The sequence below is a fragment of the Paenibacillus sp. EKM206P genome, assembly GCF_011066155.1.
GTDB lineage: Bacteria > Bacillota > Bacilli > Paenibacillales > Paenibacillaceae > Paenibacillus > Paenibacillus polymyxa_D.
Genome location: NZ_JAAMNQ010000006.1, coordinates 81,111 through 98,602, shown reverse-complemented (window position 1 = coordinate 98,602; position 17,492 = coordinate 81,111). Strand labels below are relative to the sequence as shown.

Below are 17,492 nucleotides of genomic sequence, written 5' to 3'. Positions count from 1 at the left end.
ATAAACTCTCCTTCATGATGATTTAGCCAATGATAGTTAAAAAATAATAGTCAAAACAAATAAGGAACCTGATAGTACGACGTCTAACTATTTAAGCCGGGAAATTTGATTATTCCCGTTTTATCCGTTCAAGTCCTGAAGAAAACTTATTTAATAACGTAGCAAATAGAATATGATCTTCCTTTGTAAATTCATTCATTAAATCCGAAAAAAGCTGGATGAACATCGGAATTTTTTCCGTCATTAACTGTTTTCCTTCACCAGTCAAGGAGATCGCGGTCATACGTCGATCCGTCAGCGTACTTCTTCGGATGATGCCGTCCCGTTCCAGCTTATCAATTACGCTGGTTACTGTTGAACGAGTAACCCCTGAATATTCAGCTAGCTCTGATGGAGTCAATGCACGTTCATGTAAAAACAATGGCATTAAAATTTTCAGGTTGCCTACAGATAGCCCATATTCCGAGAGTCTGGAAGACACTCCATTGTACACTTCATGTGCTGCCTGCACGAAAAGTACCCACGTATTCAACGATTGGGAGTCCACATTTGGAAACTTTTCAGTCAATAAATGTATTCTACTGGGATCGGCATTGATTTTAAAATCAGAATTCAATGTGAAGCTCCCCCTCTGTAATTAGTAATCATACTATACGACGTCAAATAGTTATGGGTCAATATCTTTTTTTGTCCACCTAAATAAAAAAGGTCTCCAAGCTCTTTTCAAGGAGTCATGGAAACCTTCTGGCCTTAGAAAAACCGTCCTTTTTTCAATACCAGTGGAATGCCGCCAATGATGAACAGATAGCGAAGATCCACAATTTTTTTCAATTGTGCGGCCACCCAACCTTTTATTTTGCGCTTGCCCACCACGGCGACGGCTTCGCCTTTTCCAAGAGAAGCAACCGTCCCTTTGTTGGAAAATACGAACTTGTGCAACTCCTTTTTGCGAAGAGTAGCGGCCAGATTCTTGGCACAAAGGACCCCTTGCTGCATCGCAATTTGGGCCGTCGGTGGATAAGGGCGTCCTTCGGGATTAAACATCAAGGAGCTGTCCCCGATAATAAAAATGTCATCATGTTCCGGTGCACGCAGAAAATCGTCGATTTTCACCCTTCCGCGCATCACTTCGAATCCAGCTTTCTCGATTAATCCGTTCCCACGGATTCCTCCCGTCCAGACCACGGTGCAGGCTTCGATTTTCTCACCCTCACCAACGATTACACCATCCTGTAAGCATTCCTTAATCGGAATTCCAATGCGGAAGGTGACCCCTTTTCGCTTAAGGACATCCATCGCATACTCCACCAGCTCAGGATCGAACCCTGGCAGTGCCGTAGGAGCCGCCTCGACGTTAATGATTTGAATTCGGTTAAAATCGATGTCATACGCTCTAGCCAGCTGTGGCAAACGATCCGCCAACTCCGCTACAAACTCAATACCGCTAAAACCAGCGCCCCCTACGACGAAATTGAGGCGACCTGGTTTACCGTCGTTTTTATACAGGGCCAGCTGGTATTCAATATGCTCACGAATCAGGCGAACCGAGTTAATACTGCGAATCGTCAGCGCGAACTTATCCATTCCCGGAATACCGAATGTTTCTGGCTCCCCGCCTAGTCCAATGACCAAATAATCATAGGAGAGCGAGCCATCCTCCAGCACGATTCTTTTCTCCTTCGGTATGATTTCCTTAACCGTTCCTTTGACTAAATCCACCTTGAACTCATCGATCAGTTGGGCAATCGGAATCCTTGAATGCTCAATCGTATCCGTACCTGCCGCAGGCATATGAAGATGTGTCGTAATATAGTGGTAATCATGACGGTTGATCAGCGTGACATCCGCCTCATTGTGCTTGAGCTCCTTTTGCAATTGCTGAGCCGTCAATATACCGCCATATCCGGCGCCCACAATGACAATTTTGGGAATACTGCTCATGCTTCTACCCCTTCCGATATACATAATTATTCAAAGCTGTTCTCTCAAAACGGTTAATTTACACTCACAAAAAAGTCTTCATCAAATATTAATAGCTTTAACTTTGCAAGCGGAACCTGGCAGTTTATAATGATAAACAGTGAATCATGCGTTCGGCGGCTATCTGAACCTCTATGCGGCTGATTCAATAATTACAAATTCCATACTATCCCTTTCGGAGGTGTTTTTAGAGTGACAACTCAATCCACAGGCGCGGAGATCCGCGATCTGATCATTATTGGAGGCGGTCCAGCCGGTATTTTCGCCGCTTTTTACGGAGGAATGCGTCAGGCATCCGTCACCTTAATTGAAAGTATGCCCCAACTGGGCGGCCAGCTTGCAGCCCTTTATCCTGAAAAATATATTTATGACGTTGCTGGCTTTCCTAAAGTAACTGCACAGGAACTGGTCAACAATTTGGTTCAACAAATGAACCACTTTAATCCAGAAGTGCAGCTAGAAGAGAAAGTCGTATCGTTAGAGAAAAAAGAAGAACGCCACTTCATCGTAAAAACAGACAAAGGTGGCGAGTATCATGGTAAGGCGGTTATTATTACCGCTGGTGTTGGTGCTTTCGAGCCGCGCAGACTGGAGCTTCCAGGTGCCGAACATTTTGAAAAAACGAACCTGCATTACTTTGTTAGCGACCTGAGCAAATTTGCAGGCCGAAAAGTGCTAATCAGTGGTGGCGGTGACTCTGCCGTAGACTGGGCACTCATGCTGGAACCAATTGCAGAACAGGTTACATTGATTCACCGCCGCGACAAATTCCGTGCGCATGAACACAGTGTCGAAAACCTCCTCGCATCCAAAGTAAATGTTATTACACCAACGGAAATTACAGAATTGCATGGAGAAGACACGATTACGAAAGTCACTCTTGCTCATGTAAAAACCAAAGAAACACAGGAAATCGAAGTGGACGATGTGATCGTTAACTTTGGATTTGTATCCACACTTGGCCCGATTGCTGAATGGGGAATTGAAATCGAAAGTAATTCCATCGTGGTCGATTCTCGCCAGGAAACCAATATTCCCGGCATTTTCGCCGCAGGAGATATTACAACCTATCCAGGCAAGCTCAAGCTGATTGCGGTCGGCTTTGGTGAAGCCCCTACGGCAGTCAACAACGCCAAGGTCTATGTAGATCCAGATGCCAAGTTGTCTCCTGGTCACAGCAGTAACATGAAAATGTAGTTTAGTTTAGACTATGACAAAAAAGGGTATTTTACTCCAAATTTGAATGTTTGGAGTGAAATACCCTTTTTTACGGTGTGCCTATTCGTTGCAGTGATTGTCCGTAAAGCCATTCGAACCCTGAATGACTTTACAGTCGCAGTACGAGAGCTTGTCCGGTCTAATGAAGGACTACGGCTGTATTCATCTCTAGATTTCTTTTGTGAATTTCAGCCAGCAACAGTGCAATGAAGTCACATTCAAGTTTAAGCTCGATTGCCATCTGATAGGAATCCAAAAGCATCTCATCCGTCAGCATAGCCATCCTCGACACAACCTTTCCTTTTATTTCAAAATCTATTCTATCAAAATACCAAAAACGGAACAAGCGTTCTGTTATCCACAGCCAATTGTGGAAATCCTGTGTATAAATTGTTGGTAAGTGTCGTTAACCCTTATATGTGACAGGGGATAATGTGGACAATATTTATACACAGAATTTTGAAGCTTGAACACAAAAAAAATATTTTTATTATTTATACAAATATATTATATTTAGCGTCTTGTTAATAGATTAAATTGGGATTTTATTGAAGAAAACAGAAATTTATTGAGGTCTTGTATTAACCTCTAAAATCCATACCCTTCCATTCTGATCAAGCCCGTAATCAAATCCTAGTTGTCCAATCCCAGGAAACCTTTTTTCCAGCACAGGAATACAGCGCTGTGTAAGTTCAATGATCTCTCGCCGCTTTCGCGTAGCAAGCCGCCGGGGATATATCATTCGAAGCGCATCTGTTCCCTTCAGCAAAGTTCCCCCTCTGCACAGATTCGTAATGACCAGTCCGGGACGAGCATGACGTGCAACTACCGCACGAAAATCCCATCTCTGCCCTTCCTTCACAACTTTGACTCGATAGTCGACAGGTCTACCTTGAATACTTGCCAGTTGGATCCCTTGTTGAATGAGATATGGGCGTTGGATTCGGAGCTTATGGATTCCGATTACAAGTGCTCTAAAATGACTGAACCGGTGCGTGTGCTCCATACGCGTGCAGGTGTATCCCCTACGCTCCTTTGCCACACGCATGACTCCGATTCCTCCGCCTCCTTTTACAGGTTTTATAAACACAAAAGCATGCCGCCGCAGCATCATGCGCAATTGATCTTCACTATATAGACAGGTTTCCGGTATATAAACGGCGGTATGTGGATGGTGGAGCAGCGCCTTCGTCTTTAGCCATTTGCTTGCAAGTTGTCTCATCTAACCCTCTCCTTTCGCCGTCAGGTATACTTATACATACTCAACAGGAATGTTCTATTCTTGGATGATTGTCCGCGGCATGTGTCTATTTCGACAAGATCATGGCGAACGGTAGCATGCACCGAATATCACTGGTACAATGACAATAATCTACTACCATTTGCACGGAACAGCGGAAATTACCGCCAAATCGTTTTTCAACAAGGAGGTCAACTCATGAATAGCAAAATTGGCATCATGGACATTGGCTCAAACTCCATACGTCTGGTGATCTATGAAATGACAGAGACAGGAGCCTATCGCATTGTGCAGGAATGCAAAGAAGCTGCCCGACTGAGCGAAAAGGTTGGGGCCAACGGCCGTATGGAACGGGAGGCGATTCGAAGCATCGCTCCATTGTTGCGCCAATTTATGGCGGTATGCCATATGCACGGGGTTGTCCGTATGCGTGCAGCAGCAACAGCAGCCATCCGCAATGCCACGAATTCGGACGAAATCGTCCAATGGATTGCGGAGGAGACAAATTTAACACTGGAAATACTGAGCGGAGAGCAAGAAGGCTATGCCGGTTTTCTGGGTGTAGTGAACACTATGAATGTGAGTGATGGAATCATCATTGACATCGGGGGTGGCAGTACCGAAATTACGCTGTTCCGCGATCGAAAGCGACTGCATACGGTGTCATTTCCCTTTGGCGCCGTCAATATGAACTGGCGCTTTGGACGTGAGGTCAAGAATGGCGAATGGTCTCCTCAGCAGATTGAGGAAATGGAGAGCTTTGTCCGTTCTTCACTGCAAAATCATGATTGGATCCTCTCCAATCCGGATCTGCCATTCATCGGGCTAGGTGGGACCCTGCGTACTTTGGCTAAAATCAATCAGAAGCGGCAGGATTACTCACTTCCTGTGACGCACCATTACGAAATGACGATAGAAGATGTCGATTACTTCTATGGCAGTCTGCCCCATCTTCCCTATGAAAAACGCAAAAAAACAGCCGGCCTGTCCAAGGACAGAGCCGACATCATTGTACCGGGTCTTATTATATTGAAAACGATATTTGAAGCTGCTCAAGGCTCCGCGTATCTGGTCAGTGGAGCGGGTCTGCGAGACGGCCTATTTCATGAGCTGGTCAACGCTGAACAGCCCGTGGTAGCTAATCCGCTTATCACATCCATTCGCAATATCCTTTCGTTTGCTGTCCCGGTTAGCGAAGCGCATGTCAAGCGGGTTAACGAGTACGCCGTCCGGCTCTATGACACATTAGCTAGCGGAACCTCAGCTGCTATGGACAAACGTTTGTTACTGACCGCAGCAACTCTTTACAAAACGGGAGCTGCCTTGAATTACTATCATTTTCGCCAGAATTCCGTGTTCTGGATCTTACATGCAGGCATTGGCGGTCTATCCCATAGGGAAACGGTACTAGCCGCGTTGATCGCGGATTACCATCCCAAGAACCGGACCCCCCGTTTGCTACGCACACATGCGGATATTTTGGAGCCTTCCGACGAGGAACGTGTACATCGGCTCGGCTCGCTGCTCCAGCTCGCGATTGGCATGGATCGGAGTGAGTCCGGAATGATTACCAGCATCAATCCTACTACAGGGGATGACGCAATGCATCTTCGTTTGGAAAGCAAGAGTGAACCCATATTAGAACAACGAGAACTAGAATCCGTTGCGAAAGATTTCCAAAAGGCGTGGAACCTCACATTGTCGTGGTCCATTCTACCTTCTTCCAATTTCTAACCTTCATCGCTTCAGATTGGCTCCTGATGGGAGCCTCTTTGTCGTTTCTGGACACAAATTGATAGCTGCCATTAGGCAAAAGCTGGCGCGCCTTCACATTATCCCTTAACGATAAATGCAGAATATCTGCCAGCATTTCTTTGATCCCGTCATCATAAATCGGGCACATCAGTTCAATTCGGCGGGTCAAATTGCGCGTCATCCAATCCGCACTGGACAGAAATAACTCGGATTTCCCTCCATTTTCAAAATAAAACAATCTGGAATGCTCCAGAAAGCGGTCTACAATACTGATGACACGTATATTCTCGCTGAATCCTTCCACACCGGGACGCAAACAGCAGACCCCTCTGATGATAAGATCAATCTTCACACCTGCTTGGGAAGCCGCATATAGTTCATCGATCATCTCCTGATTGGATAAGGAGTTGATCTTGGCAATAATCCGGGCGGGCTTACCTGCCAATGCTTGCTCTGCTTCCCTACGGATGAGTTCAAACAGCTTGTTCTTCATTCCCGTTGGAGCCACCGTAAAAGCTTGCAAAGTCTTGAGCGCAGAGAATCCCGTGATTTCATTAAACAGTTCGGAGGCATCCTCACCAAGTACTGGATCCGACGTAAACAATCCGATATCCGTATACACACGCGCCGTGCTTTCATTATAATTGCCTGTACCTACATGCACATATCGTTTGAGTGCGTTGCGCTCATGGCGTATGACAAGAATGATTTTGGCGTGCGTCTTCAAGCCAACCAACCCATACACTACGTGACAGCCTGCTTTTTCAAGCGTACGCGCCCAGGCAATATTACGTTCCTCGTCAAAACGGGCTTTCAGCTCCACCACCACTGTTACCTGCTTGCCCGATTCGGCCGCACGTGCCAATGCCGGAATCAGCTTCGATTCCCCGTTGACACGGTACAGGGTCATTTTGATTGCCATCACATCTGGGTCCTCTGATGCCTCAATGATAAAATCAGTTACCGCATCGAATGATTCATACGGGTGGTACACGAGCACGTCCCGTTTGCGAAGTACGTTGAAAATATCCTCTTGCGGGGGCAGTTCTTCCGGATACAGTGGTTTGATTGCCGGAAATTTCAAATGTGAATACCCCTCCAAATGATCGGCAAAAGACGATAAAAATGTCAGATCCAACGGCCCGTCCACCTCAAACACATGGTCGAACAGCTTGAATTCGCGTTGAAGCTCCATCAGGGCATAGGGATGAATCCCTTTTTCTACTTCCAGTCTTACTGGCGCGCCCCGTCGTCTTCGACGCAGCTCTTTTTCAATCTCTTCGAGCAAATCTTCGATTTCTTCTTCATTAATGGATAAATCGGAGTTACGTGTCACACGAAAAGCATGAACGGCCTCTGGGATATACCCAGTGAACAGCGTTTGGATATGATGCTTGATCAGTTCCTCAATTAAAATAAATGATTTCTTCTTGCTATTGGAACGTAACGGCACTGTAACCACACGTGGAATATTCGAAGGCACCTGCACAATGGCAAAAAGCGGTTTATCCTCCTCCGTATCCCCCGGACGTCTCAAAACGACCGCTAAATATACGTATTTATTGTGAACGAGTGGAAAAGGACGGCTCTGATCGACCGCCATCGGCGTGAGCACCGGAAATATAATTTCATGAAAATATGCATCCAGCGACTTGCGCTGTGTCGTATTTAAGTCTTCATATTCGAGCAGTAAAAGACCTTTTTTCGTCAAGAGGCGAGAAATATCACGATAGGTCCGGTATTGTTCCGATACCATCGAGACAGTACGCTTGATCAGGCGTTTGTACAAACCGGAGGGGGTATATCCCGTAAAATCCTTTTGCATAAAACCCGCCTTGATTTTCTCGCGCGTCTCTGCAACACGAACAGCCATAAACTCATCCAAATTGCTAGATACAATCGCCAAAAATTTGGCTCTCTCCAGCAACGGTGTATCTGCATCCTGAGCTTCCTGAAGCACACGGCGATTAAATTCAATCCAGCTTAAATCTCGGTTAAAGTAACGTTCTGACCCGGCTTTATCCTTATTCTGACTCTCTATCAACATATGGCCTCCATCAATTCATGCAGTATAGTTACCCTTTATTGTACTATTAGATGAAACGCACTAGCATCACAGTAGTGTAAACGCAATGTAAAATGTGTGTAAACACAAACTGGATATTTGAAAAGGTCATTCGGATGCTTTACAAAAATAGCATTAAGCGGTACAGTGTTTACGTCTGTTTCATAGAGTAGATTGAAGAACCGTTTCTTTTTCAGTTGTTTATGTTCGTTATGATGTGTAGTAACCACTTAGAAGCCACATTCAATTGCTGATTTTCAAATGGCATGATATAGGGAGGATTTACGTTATGGAACCCAAGAAAACGCCACGCGTACTGCAAAAAAACATCGAATTTTTCACCGCAGCGCTGTCTCAACACCTCGTTACGGTCTGGCAAGAGGACCCTACAGGTGTATACTGTGAGATTGGCTGTGGATATATCGAGTTATTCAGTAGCGAGATGATTCGGGTGCGCAATCAAGATGGAACCCCAAGCCATTATGACCGCAATATTACCATGTTTCAGCTAATCACAAAGGATCAGCCGATATAATTATTATATGCTATGCCTGCGCTGTTCTTCCAGATTAGAATTGCTTTATGTTTACAACTACCGATTTTCATATCTGCTGAATCTTGCAGTTTTTTCAAAAAGCGCCCCAGAGCGCTTTTTTTGTCGACCTTTTTTGAACATCGTTTCGAAAAGCAGTATGATAAGGGAGCATATTACCTAAATTTAAAGGGGAATCAACCGATGGAGCATACAACATCAGATGAGCGCATCCTGGTTATGACCGCGGTTGAAGGCGAACGGGAAGCTGTACTGCGGGGCCTGAAAGGCGACACCCGTTTTGTGGTCGAGCTAGCTGGCGTGGGCGCACCGTCCGCGGCGGCTTCAACCGCGCTAGCACTGGCGGCGGCTGGTGACTACCGTCTGGTCATCAGCGCCGGAATTGGTGGCGGCTTCGCGGAGGTCGCTGCATTGGAGAGCGTCGTTGTTGCTGACGCGATCATTGCCGCCGACCTGGGGGCCGAGACGGCAGAGGGCTTCAGCAGCGTGGACGAGCTAGGGTTCGGCTCAAGCAAAATTGCCGTGAACGTTGCCACCGCGCAGCGATTGGTTCAGACGTTGCGTGCCGCCGGACAGACGGCTGTCGCGGGGCCGATCCTGACCGTCTCTACGGCCACCGGTACGGCGGCAACAGCGGAACGGCTGGCCAAACGCGTTCCTGGAGCTGCTGCCGAAGCGATGGAAGGCTACGGCGTGGCCGTGGCGGCAAATAGGCTAGAACTGCCGACGATGGAAATCCGCACGATTTCCAATGCTGTCGGTCCACGTGACCGTGCAGCCTGGCGAATCAAAGAGGCTTTGCAAGCATTGGAAGCCGCATTTTCTACATTAACGGAGGTTATATAGATGCAAATTGCTTTTTCACCTTGTCCCAACGACACTTTTGTCTTCCATGCCCTGGCGCATGGTTTGATTCCGGGCGCACCCGCGCTGGACATTACATTCGCCGATATCGACATCACCAACAATCTGGCGATCACACCAGACGGACTGGATATCATGAAAATTTCGTATGCTGCACTCCCTTGGGTACTGGATGAATATGCCCTGCTGCCTTGTGGGGGCGCACTGGGCCGGGGTTGTGGGCCACTCGTGCTGACCAAGGAAGGTTCCACCGTCAAAGGCCCGGAAGCCCTGTCCGGCAAGCGTGTAGCCGTTCCGAGTGAACGTTCCACTGCCTATCTGCTGTTCCGCCTGTGGGCGGCCAAGCATGTGCCTGGGGGTGTCGGCGAGATCGTCGTGATGCCGTTCGACCAAATTATGCCTGCTGTCCGTGACGGGAAGATAGATGCCGGACTAGTTATTCATGAAGCACGGTTCACGTATCCGTCCTACGGGCTTAGTAAGCAAGTCGATCTGGGGAACTGGTGGGAAGAAGATACAGGACTGCCGATCCCGCTCGGAGCTATTATTGCCCGCCGTACGCTGGATCTGGATGCGATCACAAACTGGATACGCGCCTCTGTCGAATACGCTTGGCAGCATCCCGAAGCTTCGCGTGAATATGTATTGTCTCATGCGCAGGAGCTTTCACCTGATGTCGCCCAATCGCATATCGACCTGTACGTTAACGATTTTACCGCCAATCTGGGCGACAGTGGATATGCCGCCATCGAAGCTTTGCTCGGTCGTGCCGCGCAGGAAGGGCTGGTACCTTCGTTTGATTTAGCCCAACTGCGCCCTACATCCACAACAATACGTTAAAAGGGAGAGACATGCCTTGCATGTTTTCCTACTGAATAGAGTAGTTTAAACATATAAAACCTCCCGAACGAGCACATGGCCTAGCCATGCGCCCCATTCGGGAGGTTTTATCATTTCATATGGCGAATCTTCATTCGACTCGCTTGATCCCTATACTTAGTTCTGTTCCTGCTCCACAACCTCGGTCTTAAATACGTTATCCAGTTTGGTACCCAATCTTTTGACCAGCGGCACCTTGATATCCCGGCTCAGCTCCTTGAAAAAAGCGTCCATGTCACAATTAATCTTATCCAACACGACCTTCACGGTACCCTCCTCCAAGATCTGCTCATTCAGATCCTCCGGTACGGTAACCGAGATATCATACTTCTTGCTTAACGTTTTAATGTAGCGGGTAAAGATTTCGATAAGCTCCTCATTGTTGAACTTCTCAACTGCAACTTGCCCTTTGTTGGTAAATTTCAAATTCACTCTCACGTTAGCATTTCCCCTTTTCCTTTTGACCATTTATTTTGGATAAACGTTGAACCTTTCAGAGGCTCTTCAAAGAAAGGGCCTTACCGGTCGTTTTAGACTCTTGTCCTTTGATATACTAAGTATAACACATTAAGGCCGTTTTCATTTCCCAACTTGTCGTTTTATGATAAAAAATGATAAAATTTGCGCATTTTCAGCATAAATTCTTTCTTTTCATGCCAATCATTAGGAATATCCCCTACACAAATACACAAAAAAACGCCTATCTCGCAAAAGAAAGACGTTTCCGTATAGATGCCTAAGTGGTATGCATTTACAGAGGTTTCGTACATTCCCAACCATGTGAACGATACTCACGCACAGCGTCTCGTATATCCTCAATATCATCAGTATGCAGCAAAACGGCAGGTAGAATAACCCAATATTCATTCTCCGCTAGATCAATAAATACGTCCTCGACATCGTAATATTGCATATCGCCAAATGCCGTGTCCCTGATCTTCTGTCCAACTAAAGGTGTAAACGGAGAATCAAATGTTTTCATCACCTTCGTATATTCCTTCACGCCCGTTGCCGAGATTTGCTGTGAAATAATGACGCTCAATGCTGTTACCTCCCTGACCTAATAATGCTCATTATACCCTTCTCTCAGACCCTCTACAAAACCTTGCGTAAAAAAAATCATAAAAATCAATACATTAGGTTCCTCCTACTGCTGACCGGTGAGTTTAAAAGTGCCGCCTTCCCGCTTCCCAAGCGGATAATTTTGAACCGTCATTTCCACCCTCGTATTCTTATCCCATACCGGAAGCTTGTCAGATGTACCGTACTCTTTCATAGCTATGTTTATGACTTCCTCCGCCTTCTTCGTCAATGCAGCTGAGGACATATTATATTTACCATAACCTTGATAAGCACCGCCAAAACCAAGATTAGGTTGATTGTTCACATTCAGTAGCACACCCTTCAACGTGCCATCCTCTGTTACATCAAAAGTCACTTTTTCCAATACAAAATCATCGGTAACGACAGATGTCTGCTCTAACATATGCGTTATGGCTGACAGGTTAGCTGTTAATCTAACTCGTCCCAGTAGCGCCTCTGTATCGTTGTGTTGCTTCGTTAACGCTTGTGTTGTTTTATTTAGTGAAGCGTTCGCACTAGTTAAAGTATTGACCTTCGTATTCAGATTATAATTCCACACCGCCAAGGCTATACATCCTAGTACAGCTACTCCTGAAATGACTGTTGCTACAACTGCGAGCTTACGAACAGAATGTGCTTGCGGCTCCACAGACTGAGCATGACTGCTTAATTCTCCCATACCAAACTTCCTCTCTACTTATATAGTCATATTTTACTATTCCCTCCTCTGATAATCTAGTATATTTTTCCTAATTCCATATTTCTATGCATTTGTACAGGAATTCGTTTCATCAGCCCCGGAGTTTCGGTTCTTTCGTTTTCTAGGAGATGCTGTATTTACCAGATACACACTGCCTGCAATCAGCACCAGCCCCACAACAAACGTCAAAGTAAGCGATTCCTTGAGCATTACCATACTAAAGACTGTGGACAACACCGGAATCATAAACGTATATGAGCCGACGGTTCCTGCATCTCCATTGTCGATCAGTTTAAAATAAATTATCCAGCCCATCGCAATCACGAATATCGAAATAAACAATAGAATTGCGATAAAGGAGGTCGTCCAGTGAATATCGCTCCATTTCTCGGTCGTAAATCCAATCCCATTGAGTATAATCCCTCCCAATACGAGCTGCATCGTCACCGCCCAAATGGAGTCCAGCTGCTGACTTTTTTTCTTCATATAAATCGTTCCGAGCGCCCAGCACAATCCTGAAGCTAGCCCCAACACAATACCCAGTACCGATAAATGCCCTGCCATTCCACCAGAGCTAATCACGATCACCCCGCCAAAACCCAGTACCAGTCCAATGACCTTCAGGGGAAACATGCGCTCCCCTAACCACATCCAGGAGAATAATCCCAACAGGATCGGCTGAAGGAATACTAAAGTGGAAAATAACCCAGCAGGCAAATAACGCAGCCCTACCGTCTGCAAGCCATAGTAGCCTGCAATATTAAATATGGACAGCACAAGATAAGTCCACGCATTTTGTCTAAAACGCAAGGTTTCCCGGTGACGTATAGCGAACAATAGCAGAATCACACCACCCAGCAGGGTACGGATTCCTGAAAAAAATATCGGCGGCGTATCTGGCAAAGCCAGCTTGGTCAACGGCCAGTTGATCCCCCATACCATCACTAATATCAAGACAAGCCACAACGTAGCTTTAGGTGTTAATTTTTTCATAGATGTCTTCTCTCCCTTAGATTTTTCATCGCTCATTGCTACCGACTAAAATCTGAATAGCCGTTTGCAAAGTTTTGCTTTACTAGCGTATACTGTGGCCACTAATAAATAAAATGAATGTTTTCAATAAGGGAGATAACTTTTCACTTATGACCATTACTCAGATTATGATCTTCGTTCGTGTAGCTGAAACGCTAAACTTCACCCAAACTGCCCATGAGCTGCATATGACGCAGCCCGCGGTCAGCCATGCCATCGCCAGCATCGAAAACGAGCTGGGTGTCCAGCTATTGCTGCGCGACCGAAAAAAAGGAGTGCTGCTGACAAATATCGGGCACAAGGTACTGCTGCAATTCCGTATGATGCTGCAAAGCATGGAAAAGGTACAGCAGCAGGTGGCTGCTGAAAAAGGTCTAGACGTGGGCACGATCACGATCGGTGCCTTTCCTTCTGCCTCAGCCTATTTTCTGCCCCCGATTATTCATCATATTCGTCAGCATTATCCGAACCTTGTTTTCGATCTACATGAAGGCTCCACGAATGAAGTCAAGGAGTGGGTGCATACCAGAGAAATCGAAGTCGGTATCATCCTGTTACCAGACCCTCAGGTAGATATCATCCCATTATGTCAGGATGACATGGTTATTCTCCTGCCAGACGGTCACCCTCTACAATCGCACAATAAAATTGCCATCCGTGACTTGAATGAGCAGGATATGATCTTTTGTAAAGGTGGACATGAGGTCGCCATTATGGAAGGTTTTGAACGCGAACAAAGTCAGTTGCAGGCACAATTCATTACTCACAATGTCAGCACCTTGGTCAGCATGGTTCGACAAGGACTGGGTATGGGCATTGTTTCTTCACTCGCCTTGTCCACGTTCCCCCATGATCTGACCGTCAAGGAGACTTCACCTCTGATCACACGTCAAATCGGTATCGCTGTACCATCCCTGCACAATGCTTCTCTGGCTGTACAGTTATTTGTGCGTACTGCGCAGGAGCTGTTTACGGATATGAAGCAGTAGAAGCATTGGATTATGAACATAAGGAGGTCTATTCATATGCAGAGAAATCAAATCATTCGACCAAATAGCTAAATTTCTAACCTATAAGCTTATACATCACATATAATGCATTAATTACATTGGTATATTATCCCATCCCAGCGGGTAACCTATATGCTGAATACCTGCAATTTTCAAACTAGGAGGGTTTTGCATGGATCATCTCGTTATTTTGATCAGAAGTTTTTCTGCATTCGTTATCCTCATGCTAATTGGGAGAATATTGGGGAAGCAAACCCTTTCCAATATGAACTTTCACGAATTCGTAACGGCAGTTATATTAGGAGCTATGGCTGCTAATTTTGCATTTAACCAAAAAATAGAAGTTGTCCACCTATTAATAGCCCTGTCTGTTTTTACAATTACTTCTTATGTTTTATCCAAGTTTTTTTTGAAATTCAGAAACTTTAAGATGTGGACAGAGGGAGCACCCACCGTTCTCATAGAAGGAGGGTTCATTCTCGAAGATAACCTAAAAAAAAATAATATGACATTGGATTCTTTAAACCAACAACTTCGCCAGAAAGAAATTTTTAATATAGAAGAAGTGCAGTACGCCCTCCTTGAGATTAACGGAAAACTATCTGTTCAAAAGAAAAAGGAACTGCAAGCCGTGACATTAAAAGACCTGCAGTTGAATGCAGGTAATGCCACACAGTTCCCAATTGAGCTTGTAATCGACGGACAGCTTTTGCATGGCAATTTAAACTCCAATCATATTCCCGAATCATGGCTGCTGTCTCAACTGAAGGCCCGCGACAAAAAGTTAGAGGACGTATTCTATGCCGTTAAAGGCAGCAACGGCCAACTCTATGTGGATGAATATAAGGATAAAATCCAGCATCCAATTGATGTGGAGTAGTATTGACTTTCGGTCAATAGTTACCTGAGATTCAACGTAATCAGATAATTGTATTTGGCAGCGTGCTTAAGCTCATCCAAAATGATACCGTACACCGTGTCCTTATAGATACCGGCAGGCAAACCAAACCAGATGTTGCGATATCGTTCCACCGCACCCAACTCTCCCATCAAGGCGCGCTGTAGACCTTCTGTATAAGATTGCACCCTCTCATATTGCTCACTACTGATGCCTGCAATTTCCTGTCCTGTCAAAGCCCGATACATCTCTCTGAACATTTTATTGTGACCGCGCTCATCATTACGGATGCTTTCAATAATAGCCACCTGCTCTTGTGAGGGTGCCAAATTGATCAATTCATCGTAGAACAACTCATCGTTACGCTCCCCTTGTACCGCTTCCTTTATCATTTGTACTGCTTTCGGAAATCCTGTGTTCCAGATCGGTACAAAATCGGCCCGCATATAGTATGAATTTCCCCAGTAAGAAGGTACTTGATACAAGTTTATTCCTCCTAATGTTAGTTTTTAGAAAGTATATGCGCATCTGCCCATGTCGGTTCCTAACATTAGGAGAATATACTGATGATAGCTATCCTTCAATGTCGGATCAAACCTCCAGCTACATCATCCCAGCGCCAAGAAACCTCATGTCCATGGAGATGCAGCCCCCCAAACCACTCATCGATCCCTTGAACTGCAATGCGGTCCGCTGATCCATTCAGTACCTCTTTACCCAACTCTGTCAGAATTACCTTTCGGTTCAGAAAATCCGGAATTTGTCTAAAACCCAAGCCCGCCTCAATCCCGTCAATGATCAGCAAAGGATGTTCGCCTTGCGCCAAAGCACGAATAAATTTCCAGTATTCAAGATCACCCATGCCAAGCACATGCAGAACGTCAGTTACCTGACGAAACAATTCCAATGACGTATCCACTCCATGATGAACAGCCTGAAGCGTGGTCTGTTCCACAACGCCAAGACCATTCCGTTCCGAGGGCAACCGCTTGAGATGCGCTGTGAAGGCTTCATAGGCAAAAGTCAGGCCGGATGCTGCCAATTCTGTCTTCTTGTTTTCCAGCAGATTAGCCATTTGTACAGGATCAGGAGAAGCATAGGCCTGCCAAAGCTCGCTTCCGAGTTCCATTTCTTGCCGCCCAATAGTCCGCCAGGTACCGGATAATGTCTGAAGCTGTGCCGGAGTGAGCTGTCCCAAGCCATGAAAGCGTTCGATTCCCGGAAACTCCCCAATGCAGAGCAGGCTCAGCTTCGTGCGGCCCAGTTTCTGTCTTTTGAACCAGTGGAGCAGATAGGCGAGCATGCTCTGATCAAACAGGTCATGCTCAAACCACAATACGACTTCATCATACTTAATAAACTCACGAAGTTTCTGCTCCTGTTCCTCACAACCCGTAATATATTCGCTGGTCGGAATACCCATCGATTCTTCTAGGACCCTGGCCCGCAATGCCCGTTCTTCCGCCCCCGCTGGATTTAAAAATATCGGTCCTGCCGGATATACCTCTCTCCATACAAGCACATCACCCTGTACAACACCCTGCTTCAACATCTCGCCTACAACATCACCGTTAACAATATGTAGCATGTTTTGCCCTCCCTCATACAAATGATTGAACACAGAAACGAGATCAGCTACCGGGAGTGTACCTTTCAGCTTTCGGCGAGCATCGTGCAGCCGCTTCTTAAGCGTCGGGACCGGAGTGCCCAGATAATCGGAAATTTCCTGAAGAGAATAGCCGTAAAAATAAAACAGCCGCAGAGGCACGCGCAGCTTGGCAGACAGTGCCTTCACCGATTGTTGCAGAACTTGGCTCTCCTCCCTACGCTCCGCAATTTCTGCTACACCCGGTACTCCTCCCGATATCTGCATAGCCTCATCCAGAGGAAGCATCGAATGATGCTTGCGCCGCAGCATTCGCTGGCACTGTCTTACGACAATGGTCTTGAACCAGCCTGGAAAAGCGGACGCGTTCTGCAGCTTCTCCAGATTCTGATAAGCTTCTATGAGCGCATCCTGCACGGCATCTTCCGCGAGATGAACATCCTTCAGCATGTCATAGGACACCGCATAGGCCATCCCGCGAAAATGCAGCATTAGCTGCCCGAACGCTTCTTCATCCCCCTGCCGTGCCTTTTCAACCCACTCCTTCATACATCCCTAGCCTCTTTTCTCTCGTGTTCTTAGTCTTAAGTGCCAACTCCGTGGAGGAAG

General features: G+C 46.1%; 18 protein-coding genes. 7 read left to right on the top strand and 11 right to left on the bottom strand.

Going from position 1 to position 17,492, the window contains the following annotated elements:
* Positions 1-109 precede the first annotated feature (109 nt).
* On the bottom strand, positions 110-616 hold the full coding sequence (locus tag G9G53_RS14545; RefSeq protein ID WP_165148528.1) for a MarR family winged helix-turn-helix transcriptional regulator: 507 nt from the start codon (positions 614-616) through the stop codon (positions 110-112).
* Positions 617-750: 134 nt separating this feature from the next.
* The gene (locus G9G53_RS14540; protein ID WP_165148525.1) at positions 751-1,941 is read right to left on the bottom strand and encodes an NAD(P)/FAD-dependent oxidoreductase; all 1,191 of its coding nucleotides are present in this window, start codon (positions 1,939-1,941) and stop codon (positions 751-753) included.
* Between the two features lie 231 nt (positions 1,942-2,172).
* On the opposite strand from G9G53_RS14540, the gene G9G53_RS14535 reads away from it, so the two are divergent.
* A complete protein-coding gene (locus tag G9G53_RS14535) occupies positions 2,173-3,177 on the top strand; it encodes an NAD(P)/FAD-dependent oxidoreductase (protein ID WP_165148522.1) in 1,005 nt (334 codons plus the stop codon).
* Between the two features lie 160 nt (positions 3,178-3,337).
* Here G9G53_RS14535 and sda read toward each other — a convergent pair whose 3' ends face one another.
* Together sda and G9G53_RS14525 are read right to left on the bottom strand one after the other, a co-directional pair.
* A complete protein-coding gene (sda, locus tag G9G53_RS14530; RefSeq protein ID WP_007431918.1) occupies positions 3,338-3,481 on the bottom strand; it encodes a sporulation histidine kinase inhibitor Sda in 144 nt (47 codons plus the stop codon).
* A gap of 282 nt (positions 3,482-3,763) precedes the next feature.
* Positions 3,764-4,420 (bottom strand): YheC/YheD family protein, encoded by a 657-nt coding sequence (locus G9G53_RS14525; RefSeq protein ID WP_165148519.1) that lies wholly within the window; start codon positions 4,418-4,420, stop codon positions 3,764-3,766.
* Between the two features lie 216 nt (positions 4,421-4,636).
* On the opposite strand from G9G53_RS14525, the gene G9G53_RS14520 reads away from it, so the two are divergent.
* Positions 4,637-6,172 (top strand): Ppx/GppA phosphatase family protein, encoded by a 1,536-nt coding sequence (locus tag G9G53_RS14520; protein ID WP_165148516.1) that lies wholly within the window; start codon positions 4,637-4,639, stop codon positions 6,170-6,172.
* On the opposite strand, the gene ppk1 is transcribed toward G9G53_RS14520, so the two are convergent.
* Entirely contained in the window at positions 6,132-8,240 is a 2,109-nt protein-coding gene (gene ppk1 / locus G9G53_RS14515; RefSeq protein WP_029518237.1) for a polyphosphate kinase 1, read from the bottom strand. The genes G9G53_RS14520 and ppk1 overlap by 41 nt on opposite strands.
* A 307-nt stretch (positions 8,241-8,547) precedes the next feature.
* Here ppk1 and G9G53_RS14510 point away from each other — a divergent pair, with 307 nt between their 5' ends.
* From G9G53_RS14510 to G9G53_RS14500, 3 genes are all read left to right on the top strand, one after another.
* Positions 8,548-8,793 (top strand): hypothetical protein, encoded by a 246-nt coding sequence (locus G9G53_RS14510; RefSeq protein WP_029518236.1) that lies wholly within the window; start codon positions 8,548-8,550, stop codon positions 8,791-8,793.
* 201 nt (positions 8,794-8,994) lie between these two features.
* Complete coding sequence (locus G9G53_RS14505; protein WP_165148513.1) at positions 8,995-9,657, top strand: futalosine hydrolase; 663 nt, start codon at positions 8,995-8,997, stop codon at positions 9,655-9,657.
* A complete protein-coding gene (locus G9G53_RS14500; RefSeq protein ID WP_029518234.1) occupies positions 9,658-10,515 on the top strand; it encodes a 1,4-dihydroxy-6-naphthoate synthase in 858 nt (285 codons plus the stop codon).
* A 156-nt stretch (positions 10,516-10,671) separates the two neighbouring features.
* Here the strand turns inward: G9G53_RS14500 and G9G53_RS14495 are convergent, their stop codons facing one another.
* The 4 genes from G9G53_RS14495 to G9G53_RS14480 all read right to left on the bottom strand — a co-directional run bounded on the left by G9G53_RS14495 (position 10,672) and on the right by G9G53_RS14480 (position 13,330).
* Complete coding sequence (locus tag G9G53_RS14495; protein WP_023990165.1) at positions 10,672-10,992, bottom strand: hypothetical protein; 321 nt, start codon at positions 10,990-10,992, stop codon at positions 10,672-10,674.
* A 313-nt stretch (positions 10,993-11,305) separates the two neighbouring features.
* The gene (locus tag G9G53_RS14490) at positions 11,306-11,596 is read right to left on the bottom strand and encodes a hypothetical protein (protein ID WP_069012616.1); all 291 of its coding nucleotides are present in this window, start codon (positions 11,594-11,596) and stop codon (positions 11,306-11,308) included.
* Positions 11,597-11,701: 105 nt separating this feature from the next.
* Positions 11,702-12,316 carry a hypothetical protein gene (locus G9G53_RS14485; protein ID WP_069012615.1) on the bottom strand — a complete coding sequence of 205 codons (615 nt, stop codon included), beginning with the start codon at positions 12,314-12,316 and terminating at the stop codon, positions 11,702-11,704.
* Between the two features lie 84 nt (positions 12,317-12,400).
* A complete protein-coding gene (locus tag G9G53_RS14480) occupies positions 12,401-13,330 on the bottom strand; it encodes a DMT family transporter (protein ID WP_165148510.1) in 930 nt (309 codons plus the stop codon).
* A 149-nt stretch (positions 13,331-13,479) separates the two neighbouring features.
* Between G9G53_RS14480 and G9G53_RS14475 the strand changes: the two genes are divergently transcribed.
* Both G9G53_RS14475 and G9G53_RS14470 read left to right on the top strand, forming a co-directional pair.
* Positions 13,480-14,358: a LysR family transcriptional regulator gene (locus G9G53_RS14475; protein ID WP_029518230.1), complete on the top strand. Its 879-nt coding sequence runs from the start codon at positions 13,480-13,482 to the stop codon at positions 14,356-14,358.
* Positions 14,359-14,551: 193 nt separating this feature from the next.
* Positions 14,552-15,259 (top strand): DUF421 domain-containing protein, encoded by a 708-nt coding sequence (locus tag G9G53_RS14470; protein ID WP_069012613.1) that lies wholly within the window; start codon positions 14,552-14,554, stop codon positions 15,257-15,259.
* A 20-nt stretch (positions 15,260-15,279) separates the two neighbouring features.
* On the opposite strand, the gene G9G53_RS14465 is transcribed toward G9G53_RS14470, so the two are convergent.
* Together G9G53_RS14465 and G9G53_RS14460 are read right to left on the bottom strand one after the other, a co-directional pair.
* Positions 15,280-15,723 (bottom strand): ferritin-like domain-containing protein, encoded by a 444-nt coding sequence (locus G9G53_RS14465; protein ID WP_069012664.1) that lies wholly within the window; start codon positions 15,721-15,723, stop codon positions 15,280-15,282.
* A 134-nt stretch (positions 15,724-15,857) separates the two neighbouring features.
* Entirely contained in the window at positions 15,858-17,432 is a 1,575-nt protein-coding gene (locus G9G53_RS14460; protein WP_165148507.1) for a sigma-70 family RNA polymerase sigma factor, read from the bottom strand.
* Positions 17,433-17,492: the final 60 nt, after the last annotated feature.